The sequence below is a fragment of the Pseudomonas migulae genome (assembly GCF_043225285.1).
Taxonomy (GTDB): domain Bacteria; phylum Pseudomonadota; class Gammaproteobacteria; order Pseudomonadales; family Pseudomonadaceae; genus Aquipseudomonas; species Aquipseudomonas migulae_C.
The window spans coordinates 3413798-3440029 of sequence record NZ_CP171224.1 but is presented as its reverse complement, the minus strand read 5'-3'; the positions used below and the strand labels follow the sequence as shown (position 1 = coordinate 3440029).

Sequence of the window (26232 nt, the reverse complement as noted above, 5' to 3'; positions counted from 1 at the left end):
AGCCTGCTCGCGATGGCGTCAGCACAATCACCCCAAAATCCCGCCCAGCACACCCCGCCACTGTCCGCTATCATGCCCCCAATTCCGATACGCGAGATCGTCATGCGCCGTTTGCTCTGCCTGCTGCTTTTAGTACTCGCCCTGCCGGCCTCCGCCACCGGCTTGCTGGAGAGCCGACCCAGCGCCACCCTGGGTTCGATCAACAACAGCGCCGACTTCCTGCCGGTGCGCGAAGCCTTTCAGCTCAGCCTGGTAGAAACCACGCCACTGTCGATCAAACTGCGTTTCGTCGCCACCGAGGGCTACTACCTCTACCGCCATCGCTTCCAGTTTCGTGCCGACCCGGCCAATGTCGCGCTCGGCACCGCGCAACTGCCCAAGGGCGAACAAAAGCACGATGAGTACTTTGGCGACGTCGAGGTCTACCACGGGATTCTCGATGTAGAACTGCCACGCAGCGATCAACGCGCCTTCACGCTGGCCGTGACCTATCAGGGCTGCGCCGACAAAGGCCTGTGCTACCCGCCCGAGACCGAACGCCTGAGTATCGAGGGCACTGGCACTGCGTCCACCAGTTGGGGATGGCGCGAGCTCGCCCTGTTCTTCCTCGCGGGCCTGGGCCTGACCTTCACCCCTTGCGTACTGCCGATGCTGCCGATCCTGTCCGGCGTGGTGTTGCGCGGGCAGGTCGGCGGGCTGCGCGGTTTCAATCTGTCGCTCGCTTACGTGCTGCCGATGGCCGCCTGCTTTGCCCTGCTGGGGGCGTTGATGGGAATGTTCGGCGCTCAGCTCAACCTTCAGGCACGCCTGCAATCGGCCTGGGTGCTTGTGCCGTTCGCGATGTTTTTTGCGCTGTTTGCCTTGGCGATGTTCGGTGTCTTCGAGCTCAAGTTGCCCCAGGCGATCAGCAGTCGGCTGGACCGCATCGCCGGTCGCACCGAAGGCGGCTCGTTGTGGGGCGCGGCGGTACTGGGCGTGGTGTCCAGCCTGCTGGTTTCGCCTTGTGTCTCGGCGCCGCTGGCTGGTGCGCTGCTGTACATCAGCGCCAGCGGCGACGCGCTCGGCGGCGGGTTGAAGCTGTTCATGCTCGGCCTCGGCATGGGCGCCCCGCTGTTGCTGGTCGCTACCGGTGGCGCTGCCTGGCTGCCGAAAAGCGGGCCATGGCTGGTCTACGTGAAAAACGCGATTGGCGTGCTGTTGCTGGGCCTGGCGATCGGTTTGCTCAGTCGCGTGCTGCCGGGACAGATCACGCTGCTGCTGATCGGCCTGCTGGCCGGTGGTGTCGGTTTGTTCATGGGTGCGCTGGAGTTCGTCTACAAGCCACCGCGCAAGCGCGTCGGCCAGTTGCTCGGCATGTTCCTGCTGTTTTATGCGCTGGCGTGCTGGTTCGGCGCGTTCAGTGGCCAGACTGATCCGCTCAACCCGATTGGCCAACCGCGAATCGTCAGCAGCAGCGAGCAGCCGCAGAGCAGCGACAACTGGCAAACCGTCACCACGCCCGCTGAACTGGATCGCGTCCTCGCCGAAGCCAAATCTTCCGGCACCCCGCTGCTGCTCGACTGGTACGCCGACTGGTGCATCAGCTGCAAAGTCATCGAACACGAAGTGCTGAACGACAGCAACGTCGTCGAACGCCTCAAAGGCTATCGACTGATCCGCTTCGACATCACCGCCAGCAATGCCGAGCAACGAGCCCTGCTCGACCGCTACAAATTGTTTGGCCCTCCCGCACTGATGTTTTTCGGCAAGGACGGCGTCGAACGCTCCGATGTCCGGGTGATTGGCGAGATCAATGCGGCGGACTTCGCCGAACGTGTTGCGCAAGCGCGAGACAAAAGCAAATGACCGGATTTAATCACCCGGTCACAAATTTCGCGCAAACATCGGCCATCGTGCTGGCTATTGCATAGAACTGGACAGTCACAAAGGCTTTGCGGCATAGTCGCCGGGTTCTGACAATTGCACACGGATAACAAGGAACAGCAGATGGCGACCCTATTGATTCTGCACGGCCCCAACCTGAACATGCTCGGCACCCGCGAACCGGGCACCTATGGCGCTACGACGCTGGCGCAGATCAACCAGGACCTGGAACGTCGTGCCCGTGAAGCCGGCCACCATTTGCTGCACCTGCAAAGCAACGCCGAGTACGAATTGATCGACCGCATCCACGCTGCCCGCAGCGAAGGTGTGGACTTCATTCTGATCAACCCAGCAGCTTTTACGCACACAAGTGTCGCATTACGTGACGCGCTGCTGGCGGTGAGCATCCCATTCATCGAAGTGCATTTGTCTAACGTGCACAAACGCGAACCTTTCCGCCATCACTCTTACTTCTCCGACGTAGCGGTGGGAGTGATCTGCGGCCTTGGCGCCAGCGGTTATCGACTGGCCCTGGAGGCTGCACTAGAGCAGCTTGAACAACAAGCTATACGCCCCTGACCGACCCTTGGGAGTTGATGATTCATGGATATCCGTAAAGTTAAGAAACTGATCGAATTGCTGGAAGAGTCCGGCATCGACGAGCTCGAGATCAAGGAAGGCGAAGAGTCCGTACGTATCAGCCGCCACAGCAAGACCCCGGCTCAGCAGTATTACGCTCCGGCACCAATGCACGCTCCGGCTCCAGCGCCAGCCGCTGCTGCCCCGGTTGCTGCCGCCGCCGCCCCTGCTGCTCCGGCCGCCCCTGTTCTGAACGGCACCGTTGCCCGTTCGCCAATGGTCGGCACCTTCTATCGCAAATCTTCGCCAAGCTCGCCGTCCTTCGTTGAAGTCGGCCAGACCGTGAAGAAAGGCGACACCCTGTGCATCGTCGAAGCGATGAAGATGATGAACCACATCGAAGCTGAAACCAGCGGTGTGATCGAATCCATCCTCGTCGAAGACGGCCAGCCGGTTGAGTACGACCAACCGCTGTTCACCATCGTTTGAACCGCGGAGAAACTTTGATGACTGCGAAGTTGGAAAAAGTTCTGATCGCCAACCGCGGTGAGATCGCACTGCGGATCCTGCGTGCCTGCAAAGAGATGGGCATCAAGACCGTCGCCGTTTACTCCAAGGCTGACAAAGAGCTGATGCACCTGGGCCTGGCAGACGAATCCGTCTGCATCGGTCCGGCCTCGGCCGCCCACTCTTACCTGCACATCCCGGCCATCATCGCCGCGGCTGAAGTGACCGGCGCTACCGCCATTCACCCAGGCTACGGTTTCCTTGCGGAAAACGCTGATTTCGCTGAGCAGGTCGAGAACTCCGGCTTCGCCTTCATCGGTCCGAAAGCCGACACCATTCGCCTGATGGGCGACAAGGTTTCGGCCAAGCACGCGATGATCGCGGCCGGTGTTCCAACCGTTCCGGGCTCTGACGGCCCGCTGCCGGAAGACGAAGAAACCGCATTGCGCATCGGTCGCGAAGTCGGTTACCCGGTGATCATCAAGGCCGCTGGCGGCGGTGGTGGTCGCGGCATGCGCGTTGTGCATAAAGAAGAAGACCTGATCTCCTTCGCCAAACTGACCCGCACCGAAGCAGGCGCGGCGTTCGGTAACCCGATGGTCTACCTGGAGAAATTCCTGACCAACCCACGCCACGTGGAAGTCCAGGTACTTTCCGACGGCCAGGGCAACGCCATCCATCTGGGCGACCGCGACTGCTCGCTGCAACGTCGTCACCAGAAGGTTCTCGAAGAAGCGCCGGCACCGGGCATCGACGAGAAGGCACGGGCTGAAGTCCTCGCTCGCTGCGTCAAGGCCTGCATCGACATCAACTACCGTGGCGCGGGCACTTTCGAGTTCCTGTACGAGAACGGCGCGTTCTATTTCATCGAAATGAACACCCGCGTTCAGGTTGAGCACCCGGTTTCGGAAATGGTCACCGGCATCGACATCGTCAAGGAGATGCTCAGCATCGCCGCCGGCAACAAGCTGTCGTACACCCAGGATGACGTGGTCATCCGCGGTCACGCGCTGGAATGCCGGATCAACGCCGAAGACCCGAAAACCTTCATGCCAAGCCCTGGCACGGTCAAGCATTTCCACGCTCCAGGCGGCAACGGCGTTCGCGTCGATTCGCACCTGTACAGCGGTTATGCCGTTCCGCCGAACTACGATTCGTTGATCGGCAAGCTGATCACCTACGGCGCAACCCGTGACGAAGCCCTGGCGCGCATGCGCAATGCGCTGGACGAAATCGTTGTCGACGGGATCAAGACCAACATCCCGCTGCACCGCGACCTGGTCCGCGATGAAGGCTTCTGCAAAGGTGGAATCAACATCCACTACCTGGAACACAAACTGGCTGGCGACAAGCACTAGTCTGTGATCCGCACCAACAAAGCCGCTTTCGAGCGGCTTTGTTGTTTCTGGAGGCTTCATCAAGTCTGGTCCCGGCCTCTTTGTCGGAGCGAGCCTGCTCGCGAAGGCGGTGGATAAGCCAACATCGATACTGAATGTCCCGCCCTCTACGCGAGCAGGCTCGCTCCCACAGGGTCCGGTGTCATTCAGGAACTGCGTGGTGAATGCACTTCAAGCGGCTCCCACAAACCCCTCGCGCTCGCGTAAACTTGCGCGCTTCTCGCAGCCCGCTAGGCTGCAATCAATATTTTTCAAAGGTACCCGCCATGCCTTGGCTGCAAGTCCGTCTCGCCATCAGCCCAGAACAAGCCGAAACCTACGAAGACGCTTTCCTCGAAGTGGGCGCCGTGTCGGTGACCTTCATGGACGCCGAAGACCAGCCGATCTTCGAACCGGAACTCAACACCACCCCGCTGTGGTCGCACACGCACCTGCTGGCGCTGTTCGAAGGCGGCACCGAAGCCGCTTCTGTCCTGGCACATCTGGAGCTTCTGACCGGCAGCCCGTTGCCCGAGCACCACAGCGAAGTCATCGAAGACCAGGACTGGGAACGCACCTGGATGGACGATTTCCAGCCAATGCGCTTCGGTCAGCGCCTGTGGATCGTACCGAGCTGGCACGCGGCCCCTGAACCAGACGCCGTGAACATTCTGCTGGACCCGGGCCTCGCGTTCGGCACCGGCACCCACCCGACCACCGCGCTGTGCCTGGAATGGCTCGACGGTCAGGACCTGAAAGACTGCAACGTGCTGGACTTCGGCTGCGGCTCTGGGATCCTGGCCATTGCCGCCCTGCTGCTGGGCGCCAAGGAAGCGGTCGGTACTGACATCGATGTGCAGGCACTGGAAGCGTCCCGCGACAACGCCGGGCGCAACAACATCGCCGAAGCGCTCTTCCCGCTGTACCTGCCGGAAGATCTGCCGCAGGTTCAGGCCGATGTGCTGGTGGCCAACATCCTCGCCGGCCCGCTGGTGTCGCTGGCTCCGCAACTGTCCAGTCTGGTCAAGCCGGGTGGTCGTCTGGCGCTGTCGGGCATTCTGGCCGAACAGGGCGAAGAGGTTGCCAAGGCCTATGCCCAGGACTTCGATCTGGACCCGATCGCCAATCGCGATGGCTGGGTGCGCATCACTGGCCGTCGGCGCTAGAATGAACGCCTGCATAATCCGGATCGCCGCATGACCGACAGCTTCGTCACCCAGTGCCCGCATTGCCAAACCAGCTTTCGCGTCAGCCATGCTCAATTGAGCGTGGCCCGCGGAGTGGTTCGTTGCGGCTCATGCCTGCAGGTGTTCAACGCCGCGAAGCAGCTGCTTGAGCAGGCGGGCAAGGACGCAGTTACGCCGGTGGCTCCCGCGATAGTCGAAGTATCGGAGCCGGAACCGCGGGCCATCAGCCAGAAGCAATGGAGCGCCGCCGAACTGGATCTGGACAGCCTGGACCTGGACGAAGAACTCGCCCGGCTCGAACAACGGGAAATCCAGCCGACCACCGAGTTCGGTCGTCACCGCGAAGACAGCCTGAGCGCCCGTCGCGACACCACCGAACACGACGAAGAGCCGTGGTCCGACAGCCTGTTCAGCGAATCGGCCGCCGATCGCGCCGAAGCCGCCGAACAGGTGGTCACGCCAGAGCCGACCCTCGATCTGAGCAAACCCTCGCGCACCGAACCGTCCCTGTCGCTGTCGCTTGAACCCGTGGACCTGGACGACGAGCCTCATCCGCCGCAGCTGCGCCTCAATGATCCGCTCGATGCCCCGCTTCATCACGAACGCTTGTCGGCGTCCGCAGCCACCGACGATTTCGACGGCGACCTGCCTTCAATCGCGCCCCTGCGCAAGCGTCATGAGCGCAGCGAATCGACCGAACGAGTCGAGGCCCTGCAAGACCTGACCGACGACCCGCTGCAACTCGACTGGCAGCGACGCCGCTCGCCCTGGGGTCGCCGGTTTCTCTGGCTGCTGTTAATCCTGCTCGGTGCCGGCGCGCTCGTTGGCCAGTACGTCGCTTATCACTTCGATGAACTGGCGCGCCAGGACCAGTACCGCCCTTGGTTTCAGCAACTGTGCCCGCAAATCGGTTGCACGGTGCCCTCCAAGGTCGATATCGCGAAAATCAAAAGCAGCAACCTGGTGGTGCGCAGCCATCCGGACTTCAATGGCGCGCTGGTGGTCGATGCCATCATCTACAACCGCGCGCCGTTCTCCCAACCGTTCCCGCTGCTGGAACTGCGTTTCGCCGACCTCAACGGTCACCTGATCGCCAGCCGTCGCTTCAAGCCCGGTGAGTACCTCAGCGGCGATCTCGAAGGCATGGCGGAAATGCCGCCGCAAACGCCGATCCACATTGCCCTGGACATCCTCGACCCGGGCGCCAAAGCCGTGAACTACAGCCTGAGCTTCCACTCTCCCGAGTGAAACGGTTCAGTGTTACGGGTTTGACGGCACATTTCTGGCAGAGACCGCTCATACCAAACTGCTGGCGATAACAGAATAACTGTTCAGATTTTGTTCAATTCAGCCTTTATCCAGTCATCGAGAGCGGGTATCATGCCAACCCTTTTTCGAACTCTCATGATCCGGCCCCACAACAGGGAAGTCCTATGTCGGCGGTACGCATCGGTCCATACACATTGCACAACGGCTTGATTCTCGCCCCCATGGCGGGTGTCACCGACCAACCCTTTCGTCAGCTGTGCAAGCGACTGGGCGCAGGACTTGTAGTCTCGGAAATGGTCACCAGCGACATGAGTTTGTGGAACACCCGCAAATCGCGCATGCGCATGATCCACGAAGGTGATCCCGAGCCACGCTCGGTACAGATCGCCGGTGGCGATGCACAGATGCTGGCGGATGCGGCCCGGGCCAACGTCGAACTGGGCGCACAGATTATTGACATCAACATGGGCTGTCCGGCGAAAAAGGTCTGCAACAAGGCCGCCGGGTCCGCGCTGTTGAAGGATGAAGCATTGGTGACCGAGATCCTGCAGGCCGTGGTGGCAGCAGTCGATGTGCCGGTCACGTTGAAGATCCGTACCGGCTGGGACCGGGACAACAAGAACGGCCTGACGGTGGCAAAGATCGCCGAGCAGGCAGGCATTACGGCGCTGGCGGTGCATGGCCGCACCCGTGCCGACCTGTACACCGGCGAAGCCGAGTACGACACGATTGCCGCGATCAAGCAGGCAGTGTCGATGCCGGTCTTCGCCAATGGCGACATCGATTCACCAGAGAAGGCCCGCTACGTGCTCGACGCGACCGGTGCCGATGGACTGCTGATAGGACGGGCCGCCCAGGGGCGTCCGTGGATTTTTCGTGAGATCGACCATTTCCTGCGTACCGGCGAAAAACTCCCGGCGCTGGAATTGATCGAGGTGGAACGCATTCTGCTAGAGCATCTGGCTGCACTGCACGTCTTCTATGGAGACGTCATGGGTGTCCGGATCGCTCGGAAGCATGTGGGCTGGTATCTCGCAACCTTGCCGGGCGCCAGGGAGTTTCGCGCCCACTTCAATCGTTTGGAAGATACGGAAGCACAATGCGCCAACGTTCAGGGCTTCTTCGCCGAACGTTACAAGAGCCTGACAGGGGACGGAGAGGGGGTGGCCGCATGACGATGATGACCGAGACTTTAGTGAGTGGAACAACACCCGTGAGCGACAACGTAAATTTGAAACAGCACCTCAACACGCCGAGCGAAGAAGGTCAGACCCTTCGCGGCAGTGTCGAGAAAGCGCTGCACAATTATTTCGCCCACCTTGAGGGCGCTGCCGTCACGGATGTGTACAACCTGGTGCTCTCCGAAGTCGAGGCGCCCCTGCTCGAGTGCGTGATGAACTACGTCAAGGGCAACCAGACCAAGGCCAGCGAGCTGCTCGGACTGAACCGAGGCACCCTGCGCAAGAAACTCAAGCAGTACGATTTGCTGTAAGCATTCAATCAAACCAGAAAGGCGCCCGCGTAAAAACGGTCGCCTTTTTTGCTGACTCCTTTGCTTTTGATGGAAATTGAAATGACCGACCAGACTACCCGCCTGCCGATCCGCCGCGCCTTGATCAGCGTATCCGACAAGACCGGGATCCTCGAATTCGCCAAAGAGCTTGAAGCCCTGGGCGTCGAGATCCTCTCCACCGGCGGAACGTTCAAGCTACTGCGCGACAACGGTGTCGCCGCAGTGGAAGTCGCGGATTACACCGGTTTCGCAGAAATGATGGACGGTCGGGTGAAAACCCTGCACCCGAAAATCCACGGCGGGATCCTCGGTCGTCGCGGTATCGACGACGCCATCATGAACGAGCACGGCATCAAGCCGATCGACCTGGTAGCGGTCAACCTGTACCCGTTCGAAGCCACCATCAACAAGCCAGGCTGCGACCTGCCGACCGCGATCGAGAACATCGACATCGGCGGCCCGACCATGGTCCGCTCGGCGGCCAAGAACCACAAAGACGTGGCCATCGTGGTGAATGCCAGCGACTACGCCAGCGTGCTCGAAGGCCTGAAGGCCGGCGGCCTGACCTACGCTCAGCGTTTCGACCTGATGCTCAAGGCGTTCGAACACACCGCTGCCTACGACGGCATGATCGCCAACTACATGGGCACTGTGAACCAGGCCGCTGACACCCTCAGCACCGAAGGTCGCAGCGAATTCCCGCGCACCTTCAACAGCCAGTTCATCAAGGCTCAGGAAATGCGCTACGGCGAGAACCCGCACCAGAGCGCGGCGTTTTACGTGGAAGCCAAGCCTGCCGAAGTCGGCATCGCCACCGCGACCCAACTGCAAGGCAAGGAACTGTCGTACAACAACGTGGCCGACACCGACGCCGCGCTGGAGTGCGTGAAGAGCTTCGTCAAGCCAGCCTGCGTGATCGTCAAGCACGCCAACCCATGCGGCGTGGCCGTGAGCCCGGACGCTGAAGGCGGTATCCGCCAGGCCTATGAACTGGCCTACGCCACCGACACCGAATCCGCGTTCGGCGGCATCATCGCGTTCAACCGCGAACTGGATGCCGAGACCGCCAAGGCGATCGTCGAGCGTCAGTTCGTCGAAGTGATCATCGCCCCGAGCGTCAGCGAAGAAGCCCGCGCCATCGTGGCGGCAAAAGCCAACGTGCGTCTGCTGGCCTGCGGCGAGTGGTCGGCCGACCGCGCCGCTGCATGGGACTACAAACGCGTCAACGGTGGCCTGCTGGTGCAGAGCCGCGACATCGGCATGATCAGCGCCGATGACCTGAAAGTCGTGACCAAGCGCGCACCGACCGAACAGGAAATCCACGACCTGATCTTCGCCTGGAAAGTGGCCAAGTACGTTAAATCCAACGCCATCGTCTACGCCAAGAACCGTCAGACCATCGGTGTCGGCGCCGGCCAGATGAGCCGTGTGAACTCTGCGCGCATCGCTGCAATCAAGGCTGAACATGCCGGTTTGCAGGTGGCCGGTTCGGTCATGGCATCCGATGCGTTCTTCCCGTTCCGCGACGGCCTGGACAATGCGGCCAAGGTCGGCATCACCGCGGTGATCCAGCCGGGTGGCTCGATGCGTGATGCTGAAGTGATTGCTGCTGCCGACGAAGCCGGCATCGCGATGGTATTCACCGGCATGCGCCACTTCCGTCACTGATTATTGCTCTCTGTGTGGGCGAACTCCTGTGGGAGCGAGCCTGCTCGCGATAGCGTTCTAACGGACACATTGATGTTGGATGTGCCGCCGCCATCGCGAGCAGGCTCGCTCCCACAAAAAAGCATCCCAGCGATGCTATCCAGAATTAGCGTCATCCGAGGTTTTTGAAATGAATGTTTTGATCATTGGCAGCGGTGGCCGTGAACACGCCCTGGCCTGGAAAGTGGCTCAGGATCCGCGCGTGCAGAAGGTGTTCGTGGCCCCGGGCAATGCCGGTACCGCCATTGAAGCCAAGTGTGAAAACGTCGCCATCGATGTGCTCGCCCTCGAGCAACTCGCCGACTTCGCCGAGAAGAACGTCTCCCTGACCATCGTCGGCCCGGAAGTGCCGCTGGTGGCCGGCGTCGTCGACCTGTTCCGCGCCCGTGGCCTCGACTGCTTCGGCCCGACCGCCGGCGCGGCGCAGCTGGAAGGTTCGAAAGCGTTCACTAAGGACTTCCTGGCACGCCACAAGATCCCGACTGCCGACTACCAGAACTTCACCGAGATCGAGCCGGCCCTGGCTTATCTGCGTGAAAAAGGCGCTCCGATCGTGATCAAGGCCGACGGCCTGGCCGCCGGTAAAGGCGTGATCGTGGCCATGACCCTGGCCGAAGCCGAAGACGCGGTGCGCGACATGCTCGCCGGCAATGCCTTCGGCGACGCCGGTTCGCGAGTGGTCATCGAAGAATTCCTCGACGGCGAAGAAGCCAGCTTCATCGTCATGGTCGACGGCAAGAACGTACTGCCGATGGCCACCAGCCAGGACCACAAACGCGTCGGCGACGGCGACACCGGCCCGAACACCGGCGGCATGGGTGCTTACTCCCCGGCCCCTGTGGTTACCAGCGAAGTGCACCAGCGCGTGATGGACTTGGTGATCTGGCCGACCGTGCGCGGCATGGCCGACGAAGGCAATGTCTACACTGGTTTCCTGTATGCCGGCCTGATGATTGACAAGGCTGGTAACCCAAAAGTCATCGAATTCAACTGCCGTTTCGGCGACCCTGAGACCCAACCGGTTATGCTGCGCCTGCAGTCGAGCCTGGTGTTGCTGGTCGAAGCAGCCCTGGCGCAAGCGCTGGACAAGGTCGAAGCCCAATGGGATCCACGTCCGAGCGTCGGTATTGTTTTGGCGGCAGGCGGCTATCCTGGCGACTACGCTAAAGGCGTCGCCATCAACGGCCTGGATGCAGCGGCCGCGCTGGAAGGCAAAGTCTTCCACGCCGGTACTGCGCTGAAGGACGGTCAAGTGGTGACGGCCGGCGGTCGTGTGCTTTGCGCCACCGCCATGGGCGCCAGCGTCGATGCAGCCCAGCAGCAGGCTTACCAGCTGGCGGCGAAGATTGACTGGGAAGGTTCGTTCTATCGCAAGGACATTGGCTATCGTGCCATTGCCCGCGAGCGTGGCGAAAATCAGGAATAAGCGATTCATTCGGTCAGGCAAGGGTTTCAAGCCCTTGCCGGACTATTCCGGCGCCGCGCATAGTTATATTCTGGCATTAACCTACGAAGGGATTTCGCCGTGCGCTGGCTCAGGATTGCCATAGGTCTCACTGTCACGTTGCTGACTTTGCTCTGCATGCTCCCGGCCCAGGCCGCGCAAGGCAGTGGTTGGGCGGTATTGCTCGACGAACAGGGCGACCTGCAACTGAGCGACATCCGCTCCGCGCGCTACACCAATCAATTCAGCCCCATCGAACTCGAACGCCTGACGGCGGCCGAGCCCGGCGGTGCGCTTTGGCTGCGCTTCAGGCTGGCACCCGGCAAGCACGAACAGTTGCTGCGGGTGTTCGCTCCCGACCTTTCCCATCTCAATCTTTATGTGCTGGACGGCGACAAGCTGATCGACCAGTCGAACACCGGCACTGAACAACCCCAGATTGAACGGCCGTTACCCAACAGCGACTTCATGTTGCCGTTGCCGCAAAGCGACAAACCCCTCGACGTTTACCTGCGCCTGGTTTCCGAACACCAGATGCGGCCTTACATCACCCTGCAATCCGCGATCATGACCGCGGCCAATCAGAGCCAGACGCTGATCTACGGCCTGCTCTTCGGCTGCCTCGGCATGTTGATCCTGCACAACCTGATTCGATACGCCTACACCCGGTCGCGCAGCAGCCTGTGGCTGTCCGGCTGCGAAGCGTTGCTGATGCTCAGCCTGGCGCTGCTGCTGAACCTCGCCGGCCCGTGGCTGCCGGACTGGCATGCGGTGCAAACGCCGGGCGCCTACCTCGCCTTGCTGCTGACCGCGCCATGCGGATTGATGCTTGCCTACCGCTTCTTCGCGCCACTCGGGCCGCACCCGCTGAACAGACTGCTGCTCGGCGAAATCGTGCTCATCACCGTTTGCGCGTTATTGCTGTTGTTCGTCAATACCCTGCCGCTGAACATCATCACCTACACGCTGGTCGCCCTCGCGGGCCTGACGATGTTGTTCGTCAGCGCCTGGCACTGGCAAAAGGGCTATCGCCCGGCACGGCTGTTCGTGGCGGCCATGGTGGTGTTCAACGTCGGCACCCTGATCATCCTCCCGGCCCTGCTCGGGTTGACGTTGATCGAACCGCAAGGCCTGATCATCGCCCTGCTGATCTTCATCTGCATCAGCGGCCTGCTGATGAGCATTGCCCTGAGTGAACGCCAGCGCAGTATCACGGAAGACCGTTTCAGCATCAGTCGCGATCTCGCCGCCAGCAACGCCGAAATCAATGCCAAGGCCGAATTCCTGGCGAAAATCAGCCACGAAATCCGCACCCCGATGAATGGCGTGCTCGGCATGACCGAACTGTTGCTGGGCACACCGCTCTCGGTCAAACAGCGCGACTACGTGCAGACCATTCACAGTGCCGGCAACGAACTGCTGACCCTGATCAACGAGATTCTTGACATCTCCAAGCTCGAATCCGGGCAGATCGAACTGGACGATGTGCAGTTCGATCTCAATGCATTGATCGAAGATTGCCTGAGTATCTTCCGCGCCAAGGCCGAACAGCAGAACGTCGAACTGATCAGCTTCATCCAGCCACAAGTGCCACGCGTCATCAGCGGCGACCCGACACGCCTGCGTCAGACGCTGCTGAGCCTGCTGGAAAACGCCCTGAAGAAAACCGATGAAGGCGAGATCCTGATCGTCGTCGCCCTCGACGAGCGCAGCGCCAAACCGCGCCTGCGCATTGCCGTGCAGGACAGCGGCGAGCCAATGGACGCCGAAGAACGCGACGCGCTGATGCACGCCGAATTGCACAGCAAGAACTTCCTCTCCGCCACCCGCCTGGGAGGCAATCTGGGCCTGGTCATTGCCCGCCAGTTGATTCGTTTGATGCACGGCGAGTTCGGCGTCAAGAGCGGCGCCAATCAGGGCAGCACCTTGTGGCTGACCCTGCCCCTGGACCCTGACCGCCTCGAACACCCGACCTCCGATCTCGACGGCCCGCTGCAGGGTGCCCGGGTGCTGGTGGTGGACGACAACGACACTTGCCGCAAGGTGCTGGTGCAACAGTGCAGCGCCTGGGGCCTGAATGTCAGTGCCGTTCCGTCCGGCAAGGAAGCGCTGGCCCTGTTGCGCACCAAGGCGCATTTGCGTGACTACTTCGACGTGGTCCTGCTGGACCAAAACATGCCCGGCATGACCGGCATGCAACTGGCCGCCAAGATCAAGGAAGACCCGAGCCTCAACCACGACATCCTGCTGATCATGCTCACCGGCATCAGCAACGCGCCGAGCAAGATCATTGCGCGCAACTCCGGGATCAAGCGCATCCTCGCCAAACCGGTGGCCGGCTACACCCTCAAGACCACGCTGGCGGACGAACTGAACCAGCGCAACAAGGGCCTTGCCGTTTCACCGCAACAGCCTGCCGGCCCTACCCTGCCGGTCAAGGTCCCCAGCGACTTCCGCATTCTGGTGGCCGAGGACAACAGCATCTCGACCAAAGTGATTCGCGGCATGCTGGGCAAACTCAACCTGCAACCGGACACCGCCAGCAATGGCGAGGAAGCCTTGCAGGCGATGAAGGCCCAGCGTTACGACCTGGTGCTGATGGATTGTGAAATGCCGATCCTCGACGGCTTCTCGGCGACCCAGCAACTGCGCGCCTGGGAAGTCAGCAATCAACGGGTTCGCACCCCGGTGGTCGCGTTGACCGCACACATCCTCGCCGAGCATAAAGAACGTGCGCGCCAGGCCGGCATGGACGGGCACATGGCCAAACCGGTCGAGTTGTCGCAGTTGCGCGAACTGATCGAGCACTGGGTCGCTCAGCGCGACCAGCAGAATCGGGCGACGGCTCAAACGTCCTGAGCCGACAGACCCGGCAACGCCTGATAGACTCCCCACGACTTCCCTCGCCAGTGAGCTTGCACCATGCTCCACGTGTTGTTCAGCGTTTACCTGAAGATGCTGGTGCTCTACAGCCCGTTCTTCGTGTTGTCCTGCTTCATCAGCCTGACCCGCGGCTATTCGCGCAAGGAACAGCGCCGGCTGGCGTGGAAAGTGGCGACGGCCACGCTGGTGTCCAGTGTCTTGTTGTATTTGTTCGGGCGCGTCATTTTCAGCGTCTTCGGCATTACCGTGGATGCCTTCCGCATCGGTGCCGGCAGCGTATTGTTCATCTCGGCGCTAGGCATGGCCCAAGGCAAGTCAGCGGTTCAGACCGACAACGTGCAGCAGGACGTCACCATCGTCCCGCTGACCATCCCGCTGACGGTCGGCCCGGGCACTATCGGCGCCTTGCTGGTGATGGGCGTGAGCCAGCCACACTGGGATGACAAACTCACGGCCATCCTCAGCATCGCTCTGGCCAGCTTCACGGTGGGTGTGGTGCTTTATCTGTCAAACCGCATCGAACGCATTCTCGGCGATCAAGGTCTGCAGATTGTCAGCCGGTTGATGGGGCTGTTTGTGTGCGCACTGGCAGCGCAGATTATTTTCACGGGTGTTAAAGGGTATCTGGTGCCGTAGCACAACGGAACGCCAGAGGCTTGATGCCTCTGGCAATCCGGTCCATTTAAACCGGCGAATACTCCATGAAAATTGTCTCTCTGAGATCGTCGAGGTACTTGATGCACTCAGCCTCTTTACGCAAATCTTCCTCGTGCAAAGCAAAATGCGCTTTGCCTTGATAAATATCAACGCTGGAACTGTCCCATTCCACAAAGAGGACTTTTGTATTATTGACCGAGGCGTCGTAATGCACTGCTCCCACAGCCATCGTAACTTCTCCCTCCTCATCTTGTTTGCAAACTGACACACCGAAGTTTGCGCCATAAGCTTCAGCGGCGTGATGCTCAAGTAACTTGATGGCTTCCGGTTGTTTTTTTAGGGCTTCAATAGTTTTGTCGGCGACGATTTTCAACGCATTTGCAGCCGAGCCAGCGATCCCCCCCGCCACCGAATGAACAATATCCAGCGCTACATTATCCATCGTCAACTTGGCCGTGGTGGATTTGTATCGTGTAAACGCACCGTGATACTCGGTCCAGCCAGTGGCAAACATCAATTTTTTGAAACACTCATAGCGAGAGACTTTTTGTGCTTTCGCTGGGAACAGGACCCTGGAAGCAATGTCGCAGTAGGCATAAGTGTTTTTCACAATGCGTTTGTTGCGCCTCGACATCCCGTCCAGAAACCCCACCACCGCACTGGCCATGATTGCGGCATTCAATTCATCCCTATCGATCGGCAGCGCTTTTGCTGAACGCGGTTGAATCTGCGCAGCTGCCAATTTCAGTTTGTTACGGCACTCGCCAAGACACTGATCAAAATAAGCGCTCAACTCTTCTTTATTAACATTACTCATTTAAACACCTTGAACTTGATAGATAGAGAGCCTGAATTAGCTCCCTTTAAAACCTACCGCACCCTACAGGCACATTCAACATCACCAAAAACACATAAACAAACACACCTACACCCGCTGTAACATGCAAACACCATCAACAACAAAACTTAAAAACGACACAATCCAAAACAGAAGCCATACAACTTAATGGACACGCACTTTTTCCACCCACGTCTTTCAAACACAAGACAAAACCTATACAAAAAGGTAAAAAGTCCGACTCACCAAAAACTTTGCAAAGTACGATTTCTCAATTTATAAACGACCAAACTTACGTCTACTAGCGAATTGTTTCACAACTCCAAAACAAAAAAGCCACGGCAACTTGAGTAAACACTCGGCTGCTGTGGCTTTTTTATCGAAGGGCAAAACTTAAGAGGCGGGTTTCTCGCCGTACCAGCGCGGGGTATAAACCCAATCGCCACCCCCTGCACGTTCGAACACGCACGTCGTAGAGGATCCCACCAGAACCATGGTGCGCATATCCACCTGCTCAGGCGTCAATTGGCCGAGGGTGGTCACGCGCAACGTCTGCCCTGGACGGCCGATGTCACGCCCCAGGACGACGGGGGTCTGCGGCGTACGATGCCGAGCGACGATTTCCAGCGCGCGACCAAGCTGCCAGGGGCGCGAACGAGAGATCGGGTTGTAGAACGCCAGCGCCAGATCGGCCTGCGACGCCAGGTCGAGGCGTTTTTCGATGATGTCCCACGGCTTGAGGTTGTCGGACAGCGACAGCACGCAGAAGTCATGACCCAGCGGTGCGCCCGCTTGCGCAGCCGTCGCCAGCGATGCCGAGACACCCGGCAGGATTTCCAGGTCGACGTTGTGCCACGCGGCATCGCTGGATTCGTGGAGTGCTTCCAGCACCGCGGCGGCCATGGCGAAAACGCCTGGGTCGCCGGAAGACACAACCACCACCGAACGCCCCTGCGCCGCCAGTTCGAACGCATGACGCGCGCGCTGCATTTCTTCGCGGTTGTCGGTGCAATGCATGACTTGATCTGCACGGAAAGGCCCGGCCATGCGCACATAGGTTTCGTAACCCAGCACATCGTTGGCGCGCGCCAGTTCAGCCTTGACCGCAGGCACCATCAACTCTGTGGCACCTGGCCCCAGGCCGATGACTGCCAGACGCCCGCGAGGACGGCCGATGGACAGTGGGTCCAACGGTTGCTCGGCAACCGCGATGGCGATGGCGTCATTGCCGAAGATCGAAACCGGCTGGCCGACAGCGTTGCGCGCGAGCTCGCCGACCGCGCCGACATGGCTGACAAAACGCAATGGCACGCCCAGTTCGACGGCGGCTTCACGCAAGGTCAAATCAGCCATGTCGCTGTCGGCAGCCAGCAGAACCGCTACGGATTGCACAGCGATTTTTGCCTGGTGCAACGCGTCGCGAATCGACGCCGACACGTTGGTCACGCCGGTACTCACCGCGACCAATACGTTGCGCGGGTAGATCAGCAGCTCATTGGGCGCGGGCGCACGTTCCGCATGCCCTACGTGAACGGCCAGGTGCGCCTGGGGGTTTTCCGGCAACTGCGCCTGTGCCAGCCACGGCGCCGAACCCTCGATGCGCACGGTTTCACCGGCCAGCAAATCGGAGACGAAGCGCTTGCCCAATTCCAGGTCGCCGAGCGCATAGCCACTTGGCGGATTGAGCAGACAGGTGCCGAAGCGCAGCTCACCACTGGTGGTGATCGCCGCCGCCACATCCAGCGCAGCAGCAATCTCACGCGCGAGCACGTTCACGCCACCCAGTCCGCCCAACAGCGGCACCACCGCGCTGCCGTCTTCGGCAACGGCCAGCACCGGCGGCTCGGCACCTTTTTCCAGCAGCAGGGGCGCCAAAGTGCGGATCACGATACCGGCCGCGCACAACGCGATGATCGGCGTGTCCTGCTGATAGAGCTCACGCAGAGTGGCGCCGAATTCGTGATAGACACGATCCGCGCCTTCAACCCGTTCGGCCAGGCCGTGGATCAGGGCGGCGGGGTACAGCTGCTGAATCTTGCGCGCAGTGGCGAGGCTACCATTGCCGAGAATGACAATCGCCGGAGCTGGTCGAGTCATCAGCCTTGCCACCTTTCACCCGGAACGATGATCAGCGAGAAGTACGGCGACGACATCGGCTCGACCTGATCCAGCGGCACGATCTTCTGATTGGCCATGGTTGCGCGCTCAACGTACAGCGCGCGCTCGGCGAGCCCGAGTTCTTCCAGTACCTGGCGAACCTTGGGGAAATTGCGTCCCAACTTCATGATCACCGCCGCATCGGCGTCCGCGAGGCGACGCTTGAGGTCGTCGTGCGGCAGCACGCCGGACAGCACCGACAGGCTCTGATTGCGATAGACCAAGGGCGCGCCGAGGACCGAAGCGCCACCGAGCATCGAGCAGACACCCGGTACGACTTCAGCCTCATAACGCTCAGCGAGGCGATCGTGCAGGTACATATAGGAACCGTAGAAGAACGGATCACCTTCGCAGATCACTGCCACGTCACGACCGGCATCGAGGTGCGCGGCGAGTTCTTCGCCGGCCGCATCGTAGAAATCGCTGATCACCTGCTCATAGGACAGCGGCGCCGGCAATGCTTCGGTGGTCACCGGGTACACCAGCGGCAACAAGGTCTGGGCATCCTGCAAATGCGCCTCGATGATGCCGAAGGCATTGCCCTTTTTGCCTTTGGCAACGAAGTAAGCCACCACCGGCGACTCGCGTAACAAGCGTAGCGCCTTGACCGTAATCAGCTCCGGATCACCGGGGCCCACGCCAAGACCGATCAAGCGTCCAGGTTGCTGCATCATTCGATCTCCGTGGCGAGGGCATTGACGGCGGCGGCGGCCATGGCGCTACCGCCCAGCCGGCCTTGCATGATGACAAACGGCACGCCACGGCTGTCCGCCGCGAGCGCTGCCTTGGATTCGGCGGCCCCGACAAACCCCACCGGGAAACCGAGGATCAGTGCCGGTTTCGGCGCGCCGGCGTCGAGCATTTCCAGCAGATAAAACAACGCGGTCGGCGCATTGCCGATCACCACCACGCTGCCTTCCAGGTGCGGGCGCCACAGTTCCAGCGCGGCGGCGGAACGGGTGTTGCCCAGTTCGCGGGCGAGGTCGGGAACGCTTTCATCGCGCAGGGTGCAGATGACTTCGTTGTTCGCGGGCAGTCGTGTGCGGGTCACGCCTTCGGAGACCATCCGCGCATCGCACAGGATCGGCGCACCGGCGGCCAGCGCATCGCGCCCGGCCTTGCCCGCACCCTCGGAGAATTGCAGCCCCTCAATCGCATCGACCATGCCGCAGGCGTGAATTACCCGCACCGCGAGTTTTTCCAGATCAGCCGGGATTCGCTCGAGGTTGGCCTCGGCGCGAATGATCGCGAAGGAATTGCGATAGATCTCCTGACCGTCGCGGATGTAATCAAGCATCAAAAAGGGCTCCGTGAGCGGGCGTCGAGCAAGGCGCCGACCGCGTCAATAGTAAGGTTGCGTGCGTGCAGGGCGCCGAAACCCGGCTGCCCCGCTTCGCGAAAATAGAGGTCGTAATGGCCGGGGGTGACGGCCAGCAAAGTCACCGGCGCAATGTGCGCAGCGGCGCAGGAACGCAAGCACCCGGACAGATGCACGTTCAGCACTTGGCCATGGCGCTGCAACAGCGCGGCCAGTTGCAGCGCATCGCCCTTTGTGTCGGCCAGGCCCTTGCCGCAACCGACCGAACCGGTGCAGGCAATCAAGCGTGACAAGGCCTGATCGGCGTCGCACACCAGGCCCAACGCACGCAGACGACCAAGGACTTCATCGGCGTCTGCCTCACGCACGTTCGGCAACAGCAGGCTTTGCCAGGGTGTGAAGCGCAATGTTGCGTCGCCGTATTGCTGCGCCAACGCGGCGACGCCCCGGAGCATGGTGCTGTCGAGTCGTCCCAGAGGCGGAACCGCGCCCACATAGACATGACCGGCATTCGCCTGCGGATGCGCGCCGATGTGCAGAAGGCCGGAACCCGATGAACGCTGCCAGCCTGCGACTGGCTGGAAGGGCACGCGCCCGGCCAGGCGACCGAGAAGCTCGTCGGTCGAAACCTCGGCCAGCAAATGGCGCATGCGCGTTTGCTCGGGGCCCGCCAATTCCAGAAACAGCTCAAGCACCGCGACCACCAACGCGTGACCCTGCTCCAGAGGAACGGAACCCGCCGGCAGGTCAGTGGGGCATCCGGACAGACCAAACGCCAACCGCTGCTCACCCGCGTGTTCGACCGCAGACAGCCACAGGTCATGGGGGTGTTCGAGCATGGCCAGGCCTTCGCCGCCGTCCAGTTGCACGGCGAACTTGGCGCTGAGGTCGTGAAAACGTTCCTGCTCTTGCAGGGTGGTGAGGATCTGCCGCGCCAGGTCGCGGGTATCGAACAGCATCTGCCGATCGATGCCTGCGCTCGGGCTCAGCATCAGGTTGCGCACATCGTCGCCCGCGGAATTCGAAGGCCCGAGGCCTGCGGCGAGCAGGCTTTCGATCAACGCATTCTGTTCATTGGCGATGCCGCGAATCTGCAGGTTCGCCCGGTTGGTCGCTTCGATGACCGAACCGGCGTAACGTTGCGCGCCATCGGCAATGGCGTTCGCCTGCGCCGCACTAATGGCGCCGCCGGCGAGCTTTATCCGGCAGATACCGCCGTCCCTCGCCTGCACGATACGCAGCAACCCCGGGCAAGCCGAGGGGCGCAACGTACTGGATGCAGAGAGTTTGCTCAAAGGGACGACCGGATCAAAAGTGGAAGCGCCTCCGGATGGAAGCGAGCGGTATTATGCCTGCTTTGCCGTGCGGCATCCTAAGACCGCGTGTCGTAAACGCTTCCTCCGCCGATCAATCATGCGCTCGCCCTTACGGACGCTCTGTGTAGAACTCGAAGATGGCGTCTGCGATCAGCTCGAGCCGGTCATTCAATTCCGTCCGGACCTCTGCAAACCTGGCTCTGTTCAGGGTGAGCGGCACGGCACGATGGGCAAGCGTTACATTGCCCTCCTTCCAGTCCCAGAACAGAAACTCCTCGCGCTGCGCTCGCGCCCTTAACGAGTAATCATTCAAATCCACCGACAACCGCCCCTGCCGGTCATATTCAGCGGGGGCAATCGCAAACTCCCTGCCACGCCGACTTTCTGCCGACAACGACCAAAGGGCTGATTGATTAGCCAGAAGCGCATCAAACATATCCTTTGTAACTTTCGCCATCTGACTATTAACATCGCCAATCCTGTTCAAATAAGCCTGACTTAACTGACCGGAGAAATGGCTGTAGTTTTCTTCAATAACTTTTTCGTCTTCATACTCCCAGCCCATGCTCCACAGCGTAACGGCGAACAATGAAAACCAGCCTTGAGGATCGGTTTCACGGTCACGCTCCTGGCTCGCGAACCACTGCGCATAGCGCACGCTGGCGTTGACGTCGCGTTTGTCCTGACGTGACACGCCCCTGGCCGTGCTGATCAGGTTGCCGCCCAACAACGAACCGGTCGCCCTTGGGAGGTCCTGCAAAACACTGCTTCGGGCGGTCGTTGTCTTGCCGGGTATGAAGTCCTTTTCAAAGGCTGCAGAAAAAGCGGATAAATCCACAGCCCTTACTTGCGAAGTAAGCATGATTAAAATCCTTTTAAGTTCAAATAAGAAAAACCAGACTACATAACTTCGAAAACACCGACCATTGATCAGCACCGCCAACTTAAAACAATCTGTTACTCGTCCTGGTTGCCGGCGCGTTATCATGCGTCGCTTTATGCAACTGAACAGAGATCGCACATGGCACGCTGGCTGACCGTGACAGGCATTGGTGAGGACGGTTTCAAGGGGCTGGGCAAGAATGCCCGGCACGCGCTCCTGGCCGCGTCGAAGATTTTCGGCAGCCAGCGGCAACTGGACCTGTTGCCGGCGTGCATCCGTGGCGAGCGACAGCTGTGGCCGTCGCCGTTTTCCCTGGATGCCCTGTTGGCCTTGCGCGGTGAGCCGGTCTGCGTGCTGGCCAGCGGCGATCCGATGTTCTTCGGCGTCGGCGCCAGCCTCGCCCGTCAACTGCCCGGTGAAGAGATGCTGATCCTGCCGGCGCCCTCCTCCTGCTCGTTGGCCGCCGCGCGCATGGGTTGGCCGTTGCAGGAGGTGGTCATGCTGTCGGTCGTCGCTCGCCCGCTTGCGGCGCTCAACGCGCAGCTGTTCAGCGGTGTTCGTCTGTTGGTGCTCAGCAACGATGGCCAAAGCCCGGCGGCGATTGCTGCGCTGTTGCGCGAGCGCGGGTTCGGGCCGAGCCGTCTGACCGTCCTGGAACATCTCGGCGGCGCGGCCGAGCGACGCATCGACGGTGTTGCCAGGGACTGGGCCGATCCGCTGATCGCCGATCTGAACCTGGTCGCCATCGAATGCATCGCCGAACCCGATGCCCCGCGCCTGTCGCGACTGGCCGGCCTGCCGGACTCGGCGTTCAAGCACGACGGTCAACTGACCAAGCGCGATGTGCGCGCAATCACCCTCGCCCGACTGGCCCCGGTTCCCGGCGAATTGTTGTGGGACGTCGGCGCGGGTTGCGGCTCGATCGGCATCGAATGGATGCGCGCCCACCCGAGTTGCCGGGCACTGGCCATCGAGGCTGATGAAGGACGGCAGTTGTTGATCGAACACAACCGCGATGCGCTCGGCGTACCTGGCCTGCAACTGATTCGCGGCAAGGCGCCGCAGGCCCTCGCGGGACTTGAGCCCCCGGACGCGATTTTCATTGGCGGCGGCGTCACGCGCGAGGGCGTGCTGGACACCTGCTGGGCGCAGCTGAAACCCGGCGGTCGACTGATCGCCAACGCCGTCACGCTGCAAAGTGAAATGACCCTGATGGCCTGGCGCGAACAACACGGCGGTGAGCTGACCCGCATCCATATCGCCCAGGCGCAACCGCTGGGTGATTTCGACACCTGGCGCCAGGCGCTGCCGATAACCCTGCTGGACGTGGTCAAACCAGTCGATGCGTGACGAAACCGCCGAACAACCCGCCCCCCTGCGCAGCGGCCTGACAACAGGCAGTTGCGCCACGGCCACCAGCCTGGCGGCCGCTCGCCTGTTGCTCGGTGGCCAGAGCGCGGACGCCGTGGAGATCGTATTGCCCAAAGGCAAACAGGTGCAGATGCGCCTGGAGTTCTGCCGGCTTGTCGATGACGGCGCCGAGGCCGGCACGATCAAGGATGCTGGCGACGACCCGGACGTGACCCACGGCGCGCTGCTCTTTTCCCAGGTGCGCTTGAACGCTGAACCGGGCATCCGTTTCCACGCCGGCCATGGCGTCGGCACGGTGACCCGGCCAGGACTGGTGCTGGCGGTCGGCGAACCGGCGATCAACCCGGTGCCGCGCAAGATGATCACCGACCACTTGACGTTGCTCGCGCAGGAGCTGGGCTATCACGGCGGTTTCGAGGTCACGGTCAACGTCGAGGGCGGCGAGGCGCTCGCCTTGAAAACAATGAATCCACGGCTGGGCATTCTCGGCGGTTTGTCGATACTGGGCACCAGCGGCATCGTCCGGCCGTTTTCCTGCGCGGCCTACATCGCGTCGATCCATCAGGGCATCGATGTGGCGAAAACCAACGGTTACCTGCACATCGCCGCGTGCACCGGCAACGCCAGCGAAGACACCATGCGCCGCGTCTACAACCTGCCGGAAATCGCCCTGATCGAAATGGGCGACTTCGTCGGCGCGGTCCTCAAGCACGTGCGCAAAGTGCCGGTGGCTAAACTCAGCCTGTGCGGCGGCTTCGGCAAGATCAGCAAACTGGCGGCCGGGCACATGGACCTGCACAGTCGGCATTCGAGCATCGACCTGCCGCAACTGGCCGAATGGGCCGCAGCGGTCGGCGCTGACCACGCGTTGCAGCAGGCGATTCGCGAAGCCAACACCAGCCAGCAAGCCCTGGCGATGGCCAGCGCGGCCGGCATCGCACTCGGCGATGCGGTGTGCCAGCACGCGCTGGCGTTCGCACAAAGCGTGGTGCCGGCGCAGGTTCAGGTCGAAGTGTTTGCCATCGATCGCCAGGGCGGGATCGTTGGCCATGCGGGAGCTTTTCAATGAAGCGCATCTTGCTGCTCGGCGGCGTGACCGAAGCCCTGGCGATCGCCCGTACGCTCGGGCCGCAGCACATCTACAGCCTGGCCGGCGTCGGTCGCGTGCCGACCGACCTGAACTGCCAAATTCGCGTCGGCGGCTACGGCGGCGCCGAGGGGCTCGCGCAGTTCATCCGCGATGAATCCATCGACCTGCTGCTGGACGCCACTCACCCCTACGCCGCGCAAATCAGCCAGAACGCCGCCACCGCCGCGCAGCTGACCGGCATTCCCTGCTGGGCCCTGCGCCGGCCGGCCTGGCAACCGCAAGCCGGGGATGACTGGCGCGAAGTCAGCGACTGGGCCGAATTGACCGAAACCCTGAAACCGTTCCACCGACCGCTGTTCACACTCGGCCGCGAACCCTTGCAACACCTGAATGAAATTCCGCCGGAGCAGTTCTGGACGTTGCGCGCACTGGATGTTTATCCGGGCAACGAACGCTGCGAAGTGATCGGCGCACGCGGGCCGTTTCTGATCGACGATGAGCGCGAGCTGTTCGAACGCCGGCAGATCGATGTGCTGATCAGCAAGAACAGCGGCAGCACCGCCACCGAGCCGAAACTGGAAGTGGCGCGGGAGCGTGGGGTGCCGGTGTTGGTGTTGAAGAGGCCGGTGTTGGTGGGGGTGGATCGGGAGTTTGGGTCGGTGGTGCAAGTGTTGGCGGCATTGACTCAACAAACGCAGGCCGGTCAGTAAATTTTTCCTGGTTCAGCGCCCGGCATTTCAAATCGGAGCCGCTACACTCATTTGAAATGTGCTGCGACACCAAACCGCACACCGCGTTTTTACTTATCGGCACTGATCAGGCTAAATAGCCGCGCCTGATCGCCCACCCTAACGGATCTGTCCCATGTCCCGACAACGGCTCGCAATTGCCTGGATCGCCTGCTTCGCAGTGCTGTTCAACATGCTCGCCATGCCGATGACCGGAGCGATGGCGCAGGCGGCGAAATCGCCGGCCGAACAGATTTTGTGGGGCAGTTTCTGCTCTTCCAGCGGCACGAAGATGGTGGCGATTTCTCTGGGTACGCTTGAACAGAAAGCGCCGCAAAACGACGATCATTCCAACATGCAGCATTGCTGGTGCTGCTCCGGCTCGGCGCCTCTGGTAGCGTTACCCGGGCATGTGCCACAGCTGTACTTCGCACGTTTCGAGAGCAATCGAAGCCTGCCTGCCGCCTCTCTCGACACACCCACGCCGCGCCAGCAATGGCCGAGCCTCAACCCCCGCGCATCCCCTCTGGTGTGATTCCCTCTCGCAATTGACCTGCGTATTGAATCGTTCCGGAGAACTGCCATGTTGAACAAACTTATCGTTGTGGCTGCGCTGCTGCTGCCTGCCTGCTTTGCCAATGCCCATGAATACAAGGCGGGCGAGCTGGAAATCGCTCATCCGTGGTCGCAGGAATTGCCACCGAATGCACCGACCGTTGCGGCTTACTTCGTGATTCAAAACAACGGCAAAACGGCTGACAAACTGCTCAGCGTCGACTCGCCGATCGCGGGCATCGCTCAACTGCACGAGCACGTGATGCAGGGCGACCTGATGAAAATGCAACAGGTGCCGACCGTCGACATCCCGGTAGATGGCGTCGTTACATTTGCCCCGATGGCCTACCACGTGATGCTGCTGGAACTGAAAGACCGCAGCCTGCTGAGCGACGGCAAGCGTTTCCCGCTGACGATGCACTTCGAGAAGTCCGGTGACGTCACCGTCGAAGTCGCGGTGCAGAAAAAGGCACCGGACGGTCTGCAAGCGCACGCGCACAATCCGTAATCGACAAAGCTGAACTCGCCCATGCGCCCGCTTAGCGCCAGGTCATCCACCCACCGTCGTCAGCCCTTGAGCCTGACCCGCGGTAGCTGGATCAGCCTGTTCGCCATGTTGATGATTTTTATCGGCCCGCTGATTTCCCAGTCGATGCCGATGGATCAGCGCGCCTCCGCCCTGATGCAAGAATCCATGAGCATGTCGATGGACATGAGCATGGACATGCCAGGCATGGTTCACGGCGCCCATGACGCGCAACCCGCCGCCGAACACTGCCCACCTCAAACATCCCACCACGCGATGTGGGAAAAGTGCGGTTATTGCAGCCTGCTGTTCAATTGCCCGGCGCTGACCGGCGGCCAGTCATTCATAGCATTCGATACACCGATCACCGGCACCTTCGCCACACCCGCCATTCGCCTGGGCCACGCCCGGCCAACCTACTTCCCCGGCGCTCGCACCCGCGCGCCACCCATCGTCGCGTAAACA

At 61.1% G+C, this 26232-nt stretch carries 24 protein-coding genes; 18 read left to right on the top strand and 6 right to left on the bottom strand.

Annotated elements, in window-relative coordinates:
* Window positions 1-102 precede the first annotated feature (102 nt).
* The 12 genes from ACF6ZU_RS15835 to ACF6ZU_RS15780 all read left to right on the top strand — a co-directional run bounded on the left by ACF6ZU_RS15835 (window position 103) and on the right by ACF6ZU_RS15780 (window position 14964).
* Window positions 103-1845, top strand: coding sequence for a protein-disulfide reductase DsbD (locus tag ACF6ZU_RS15835; RefSeq protein WP_392885102.1), 1743 nt, complete (start codon window positions 103-105; stop codon window positions 1843-1845).
* A 141-nt stretch (window positions 1846-1986) separates the two neighbouring features.
* Entirely contained in the window at window positions 1987-2442 is a 456-nt protein-coding gene (gene aroQ / locus ACF6ZU_RS15830) for a type II 3-dehydroquinate dehydratase (RefSeq protein ID WP_392885101.1), read from the top strand.
* Window positions 2443-2466: 24 nt separating this feature from the next.
* The gene (gene accB / locus ACF6ZU_RS15825; protein WP_253435803.1) at window positions 2467-2931 is read left to right on the top strand and encodes an acetyl-CoA carboxylase biotin carboxyl carrier protein; all 465 of its coding nucleotides are present in this window, start codon (window positions 2467-2469) and stop codon (window positions 2929-2931) included.
* A gap of 17 nt (window positions 2932-2948) precedes the next feature.
* Window positions 2949-4307: an acetyl-CoA carboxylase biotin carboxylase subunit gene (gene accC, locus ACF6ZU_RS15820; RefSeq protein ID WP_392885100.1), complete on the top strand. Its 1359-nt coding sequence runs from the start codon at window positions 2949-2951 to the stop codon at window positions 4305-4307.
* Window positions 4308-4612: 305 nt separating this feature from the next.
* Window positions 4613-5491 carry a 50S ribosomal protein L11 methyltransferase gene (prmA, locus tag ACF6ZU_RS15815; protein ID WP_392885099.1) on the top strand — a complete coding sequence of 293 codons (879 nt, stop codon included), beginning with the start codon at window positions 4613-4615 and terminating at the stop codon, window positions 5489-5491.
* 30 nt (window positions 5492-5521) lie between these two features.
* Entirely contained in the window at window positions 5522-6760 is a 1239-nt protein-coding gene (locus ACF6ZU_RS15810; protein ID WP_392885098.1) for a DUF3426 domain-containing protein, read from the top strand.
* Between the two features lie 185 nt (window positions 6761-6945).
* On the top strand, window positions 6946-7956 hold the full coding sequence (gene dusB / locus ACF6ZU_RS15805) for a tRNA dihydrouridine synthase DusB (protein ID WP_392885097.1): 1011 nt from the start codon (window positions 6946-6948) through the stop codon (window positions 7954-7956).
* Window positions 7953-8273 carry a DNA-binding transcriptional regulator Fis gene (gene fis, locus ACF6ZU_RS15800; protein ID WP_007907419.1) on the top strand — a complete coding sequence of 107 codons (321 nt, stop codon included), beginning with the start codon at window positions 7953-7955 and terminating at the stop codon, window positions 8271-8273. Before dusB ends, fis begins: the two co-directional genes overlap by 4 nt.
* Window positions 8274-8354: 81 nt before the next feature.
* On the top strand, window positions 8355-9962 hold the full coding sequence (purH, locus tag ACF6ZU_RS15795) for a bifunctional phosphoribosylaminoimidazolecarboxamide formyltransferase/IMP cyclohydrolase (protein WP_392885096.1): 1608 nt from the start codon (window positions 8355-8357) through the stop codon (window positions 9960-9962).
* Window positions 9963-10131: 169 nt separating this feature from the next.
* Complete coding sequence (purD, locus tag ACF6ZU_RS15790) at window positions 10132-11427, top strand: phosphoribosylamine--glycine ligase (RefSeq protein ID WP_392885095.1); 1296 nt, start codon at window positions 10132-10134, stop codon at window positions 11425-11427.
* Between the two features lie 99 nt (window positions 11428-11526).
* Complete coding sequence (locus ACF6ZU_RS15785) at window positions 11527-14304, top strand: response regulator (protein WP_392885094.1); 2778 nt, start codon at window positions 11527-11529, stop codon at window positions 14302-14304.
* Window positions 14305-14367: 63 nt separating this feature from the next.
* Window positions 14368-14964, top strand: coding sequence for a MarC family protein (locus ACF6ZU_RS15780; protein ID WP_007937197.1), 597 nt, complete (start codon window positions 14368-14370; stop codon window positions 14962-14964).
* A gap of 46 nt (window positions 14965-15010) precedes the next feature.
* Here the strand turns inward: ACF6ZU_RS15780 and ACF6ZU_RS15775 are convergent, their stop codons facing one another.
* From ACF6ZU_RS15775 to ACF6ZU_RS15750, 6 genes are all read right to left on the bottom strand, one after another.
* Window positions 15011-15802 carry a hypothetical protein gene (locus ACF6ZU_RS15775; protein WP_392885093.1) on the bottom strand — a complete coding sequence of 264 codons (792 nt, stop codon included), beginning with the start codon at window positions 15800-15802 and terminating at the stop codon, window positions 15011-15013.
* A gap of 414 nt (window positions 15803-16216) precedes the next feature.
* Window positions 16217-17920, bottom strand: a complete 1704-nt coding sequence (gene cobJ / locus ACF6ZU_RS15770; RefSeq protein WP_392885092.1) for a precorrin-3B C(17)-methyltransferase — start codon at window positions 17918-17920, stop codon at window positions 16217-16219.
* Complete coding sequence (locus ACF6ZU_RS15765) at window positions 17920-18651, bottom strand: precorrin-2 C(20)-methyltransferase (protein ID WP_017336332.1); 732 nt, start codon at window positions 18649-18651, stop codon at window positions 17920-17922. Before ACF6ZU_RS15765 ends, cobJ begins: the two co-directional genes overlap by 1 nt.
* Window positions 18651-19277 (bottom strand): precorrin-8X methylmutase, encoded by a 627-nt coding sequence (locus ACF6ZU_RS15760; RefSeq protein ID WP_392885091.1) that lies wholly within the window; start codon window positions 19275-19277, stop codon window positions 18651-18653. Before ACF6ZU_RS15760 ends, ACF6ZU_RS15765 begins: the two co-directional genes overlap by 1 nt.
* Window positions 19277-20593 (bottom strand): precorrin-3B synthase, encoded by a 1317-nt coding sequence (cobG, locus tag ACF6ZU_RS15755; protein ID WP_392885090.1) that lies wholly within the window; start codon window positions 20591-20593, stop codon window positions 19277-19279. Before cobG ends, ACF6ZU_RS15760 begins: the two co-directional genes overlap by 1 nt.
* Before the next feature lie 130 nt (window positions 20594-20723).
* On the bottom strand, window positions 20724-21476 hold the full coding sequence (locus tag ACF6ZU_RS15750) for a hypothetical protein (RefSeq protein ID WP_392885089.1): 753 nt from the start codon (window positions 21474-21476) through the stop codon (window positions 20724-20726).
* 159 nt (window positions 21477-21635) lie between these two features.
* Between ACF6ZU_RS15750 and cbiE the strand changes: the two genes are divergently transcribed.
* From cbiE to ACF6ZU_RS15720, 6 genes are all read left to right on the top strand, one after another.
* Complete coding sequence (cbiE, locus tag ACF6ZU_RS15745; RefSeq protein ID WP_392885088.1) at window positions 21636-22847, top strand: precorrin-6y C5,15-methyltransferase (decarboxylating) subunit CbiE; 1212 nt, start codon at window positions 21636-21638, stop codon at window positions 22845-22847.
* Window positions 22840-23937 carry a cobalt-precorrin-5B (C(1))-methyltransferase gene (locus tag ACF6ZU_RS15740; RefSeq protein ID WP_392885087.1) on the top strand — a complete coding sequence of 366 codons (1098 nt, stop codon included), beginning with the start codon at window positions 22840-22842 and terminating at the stop codon, window positions 23935-23937. Before cbiE ends, ACF6ZU_RS15740 begins: the two co-directional genes overlap by 8 nt.
* Window positions 23934-24668 (top strand): cobalt-precorrin-6A reductase, encoded by a 735-nt coding sequence (locus tag ACF6ZU_RS15735; RefSeq protein WP_392885086.1) that lies wholly within the window; start codon window positions 23934-23936, stop codon window positions 24666-24668. The genes ACF6ZU_RS15740 and ACF6ZU_RS15735 overlap by 4 nt, the downstream gene beginning before the upstream one ends.
* A gap of 154 nt (window positions 24669-24822) precedes the next feature.
* Window positions 24823-25221 carry a DUF2946 domain-containing protein gene (locus ACF6ZU_RS15730; protein WP_392885085.1) on the top strand — a complete coding sequence of 133 codons (399 nt, stop codon included), beginning with the start codon at window positions 24823-24825 and terminating at the stop codon, window positions 25219-25221.
* 48 nt (window positions 25222-25269) lie between these two features.
* The gene (locus tag ACF6ZU_RS15725; protein WP_392885084.1) at window positions 25270-25749 is read left to right on the top strand and encodes a copper chaperone PCu(A)C; all 480 of its coding nucleotides are present in this window, start codon (window positions 25270-25272) and stop codon (window positions 25747-25749) included.
* A gap of 21 nt (window positions 25750-25770) precedes the next feature.
* Entirely contained in the window at window positions 25771-26229 is a 459-nt protein-coding gene (locus ACF6ZU_RS15720; protein WP_392885083.1) for a DUF2946 domain-containing protein, read from the top strand.
* Window positions 26230-26232: the final 3 nt, after the last annotated feature.

Bases quoted from the DNA above. Each gene is read 5' to 3' on its own strand.
- ACF6ZU_RS15835 (WP_392885102.1), top strand. From the start codon at position 103: ATGCGCCGTTTGCTCTGCCTGCTGCTTTTAGTACTCGCCCTGCCGGCC.
- aroQ (WP_392885101.1), top strand. From the start codon at position 1,987: ATGGCGACCCTATTGATTCTGCACGGCCCCAACCTGAACATGCTCGGC.
- accB (WP_253435803.1), top strand. From the start codon at position 2,467: ATGGATATCCGTAAAGTTAAGAAACTGATCGAATTGCTGGAAGAGTCC.
- accC (WP_392885100.1), top strand. From the start codon at position 2,949: ATGACTGCGAAGTTGGAAAAAGTTCTGATCGCCAACCGCGGTGAGATC.
- prmA (WP_392885099.1), top strand. From the start codon at position 4,613: ATGCCTTGGCTGCAAGTCCGTCTCGCCATCAGCCCAGAACAAGCCGAA.
- ACF6ZU_RS15810 (WP_392885098.1), top strand. From the start codon at position 5,522: ATGACCGACAGCTTCGTCACCCAGTGCCCGCATTGCCAAACCAGCTTT.
- dusB (WP_392885097.1), top strand. From the start codon at position 6,946: ATGTCGGCGGTACGCATCGGTCCATACACATTGCACAACGGCTTGATT.
- fis (WP_007907419.1), top strand. From the start codon at position 7,953: ATGACGATGATGACCGAGACTTTAGTGAGTGGAACAACACCCGTGAGC.
- purH (WP_392885096.1), top strand. From the start codon at position 8,355: ATGACCGACCAGACTACCCGCCTGCCGATCCGCCGCGCCTTGATCAGC.
- purD (WP_392885095.1), top strand. From the start codon at position 10,132: ATGAATGTTTTGATCATTGGCAGCGGTGGCCGTGAACACGCCCTGGCC.
- ACF6ZU_RS15780 (WP_007937197.1), top strand. From the start codon at position 14,368: ATGCTCCACGTGTTGTTCAGCGTTTACCTGAAGATGCTGGTGCTCTAC.
- ACF6ZU_RS15775 (WP_392885093.1), bottom strand. From the start codon at position 15,802: ATGAGTAATGTTAATAAAGAAGAGTTGAGCGCTTATTTTGATCAGTGT.
- cobJ (WP_392885092.1), bottom strand. From the start codon at position 17,920: ATGACTCGACCAGCTCCGGCGATTGTCATTCTCGGCAATGGTAGCCTC.
- ACF6ZU_RS15765 (WP_017336332.1), bottom strand. From the start codon at position 18,651: ATGCAGCAACCTGGACGCTTGATCGGTCTTGGCGTGGGCCCCGGTGAT.
- ACF6ZU_RS15760 (WP_392885091.1), bottom strand. From the start codon at position 19,277: ATGCTTGATTACATCCGCGACGGTCAGGAGATCTATCGCAATTCCTTC.
- ACF6ZU_RS15750 (WP_392885089.1), bottom strand. From the start codon at position 21,476: ATGCTTACTTCGCAAGTAAGGGCTGTGGATTTATCCGCTTTTTCTGCA.
- cbiE (WP_392885088.1), top strand. From the start codon at position 21,636: ATGGCACGCTGGCTGACCGTGACAGGCATTGGTGAGGACGGTTTCAAG.
- ACF6ZU_RS15740 (WP_392885087.1), top strand. From the start codon at position 22,840: ATGCGTGACGAAACCGCCGAACAACCCGCCCCCCTGCGCAGCGGCCTG.
- ACF6ZU_RS15735 (WP_392885086.1), top strand. From the start codon at position 23,934: ATGAAGCGCATCTTGCTGCTCGGCGGCGTGACCGAAGCCCTGGCGATC.
- ACF6ZU_RS15730 (WP_392885085.1), top strand. From the start codon at position 24,823: ATGTCCCGACAACGGCTCGCAATTGCCTGGATCGCCTGCTTCGCAGTG.
- ACF6ZU_RS15725 (WP_392885084.1), top strand. From the start codon at position 25,270: ATGTTGAACAAACTTATCGTTGTGGCTGCGCTGCTGCTGCCTGCCTGC.
- ACF6ZU_RS15720 (WP_392885083.1), top strand. From the start codon at position 25,771: ATGCGCCCGCTTAGCGCCAGGTCATCCACCCACCGTCGTCAGCCCTTG.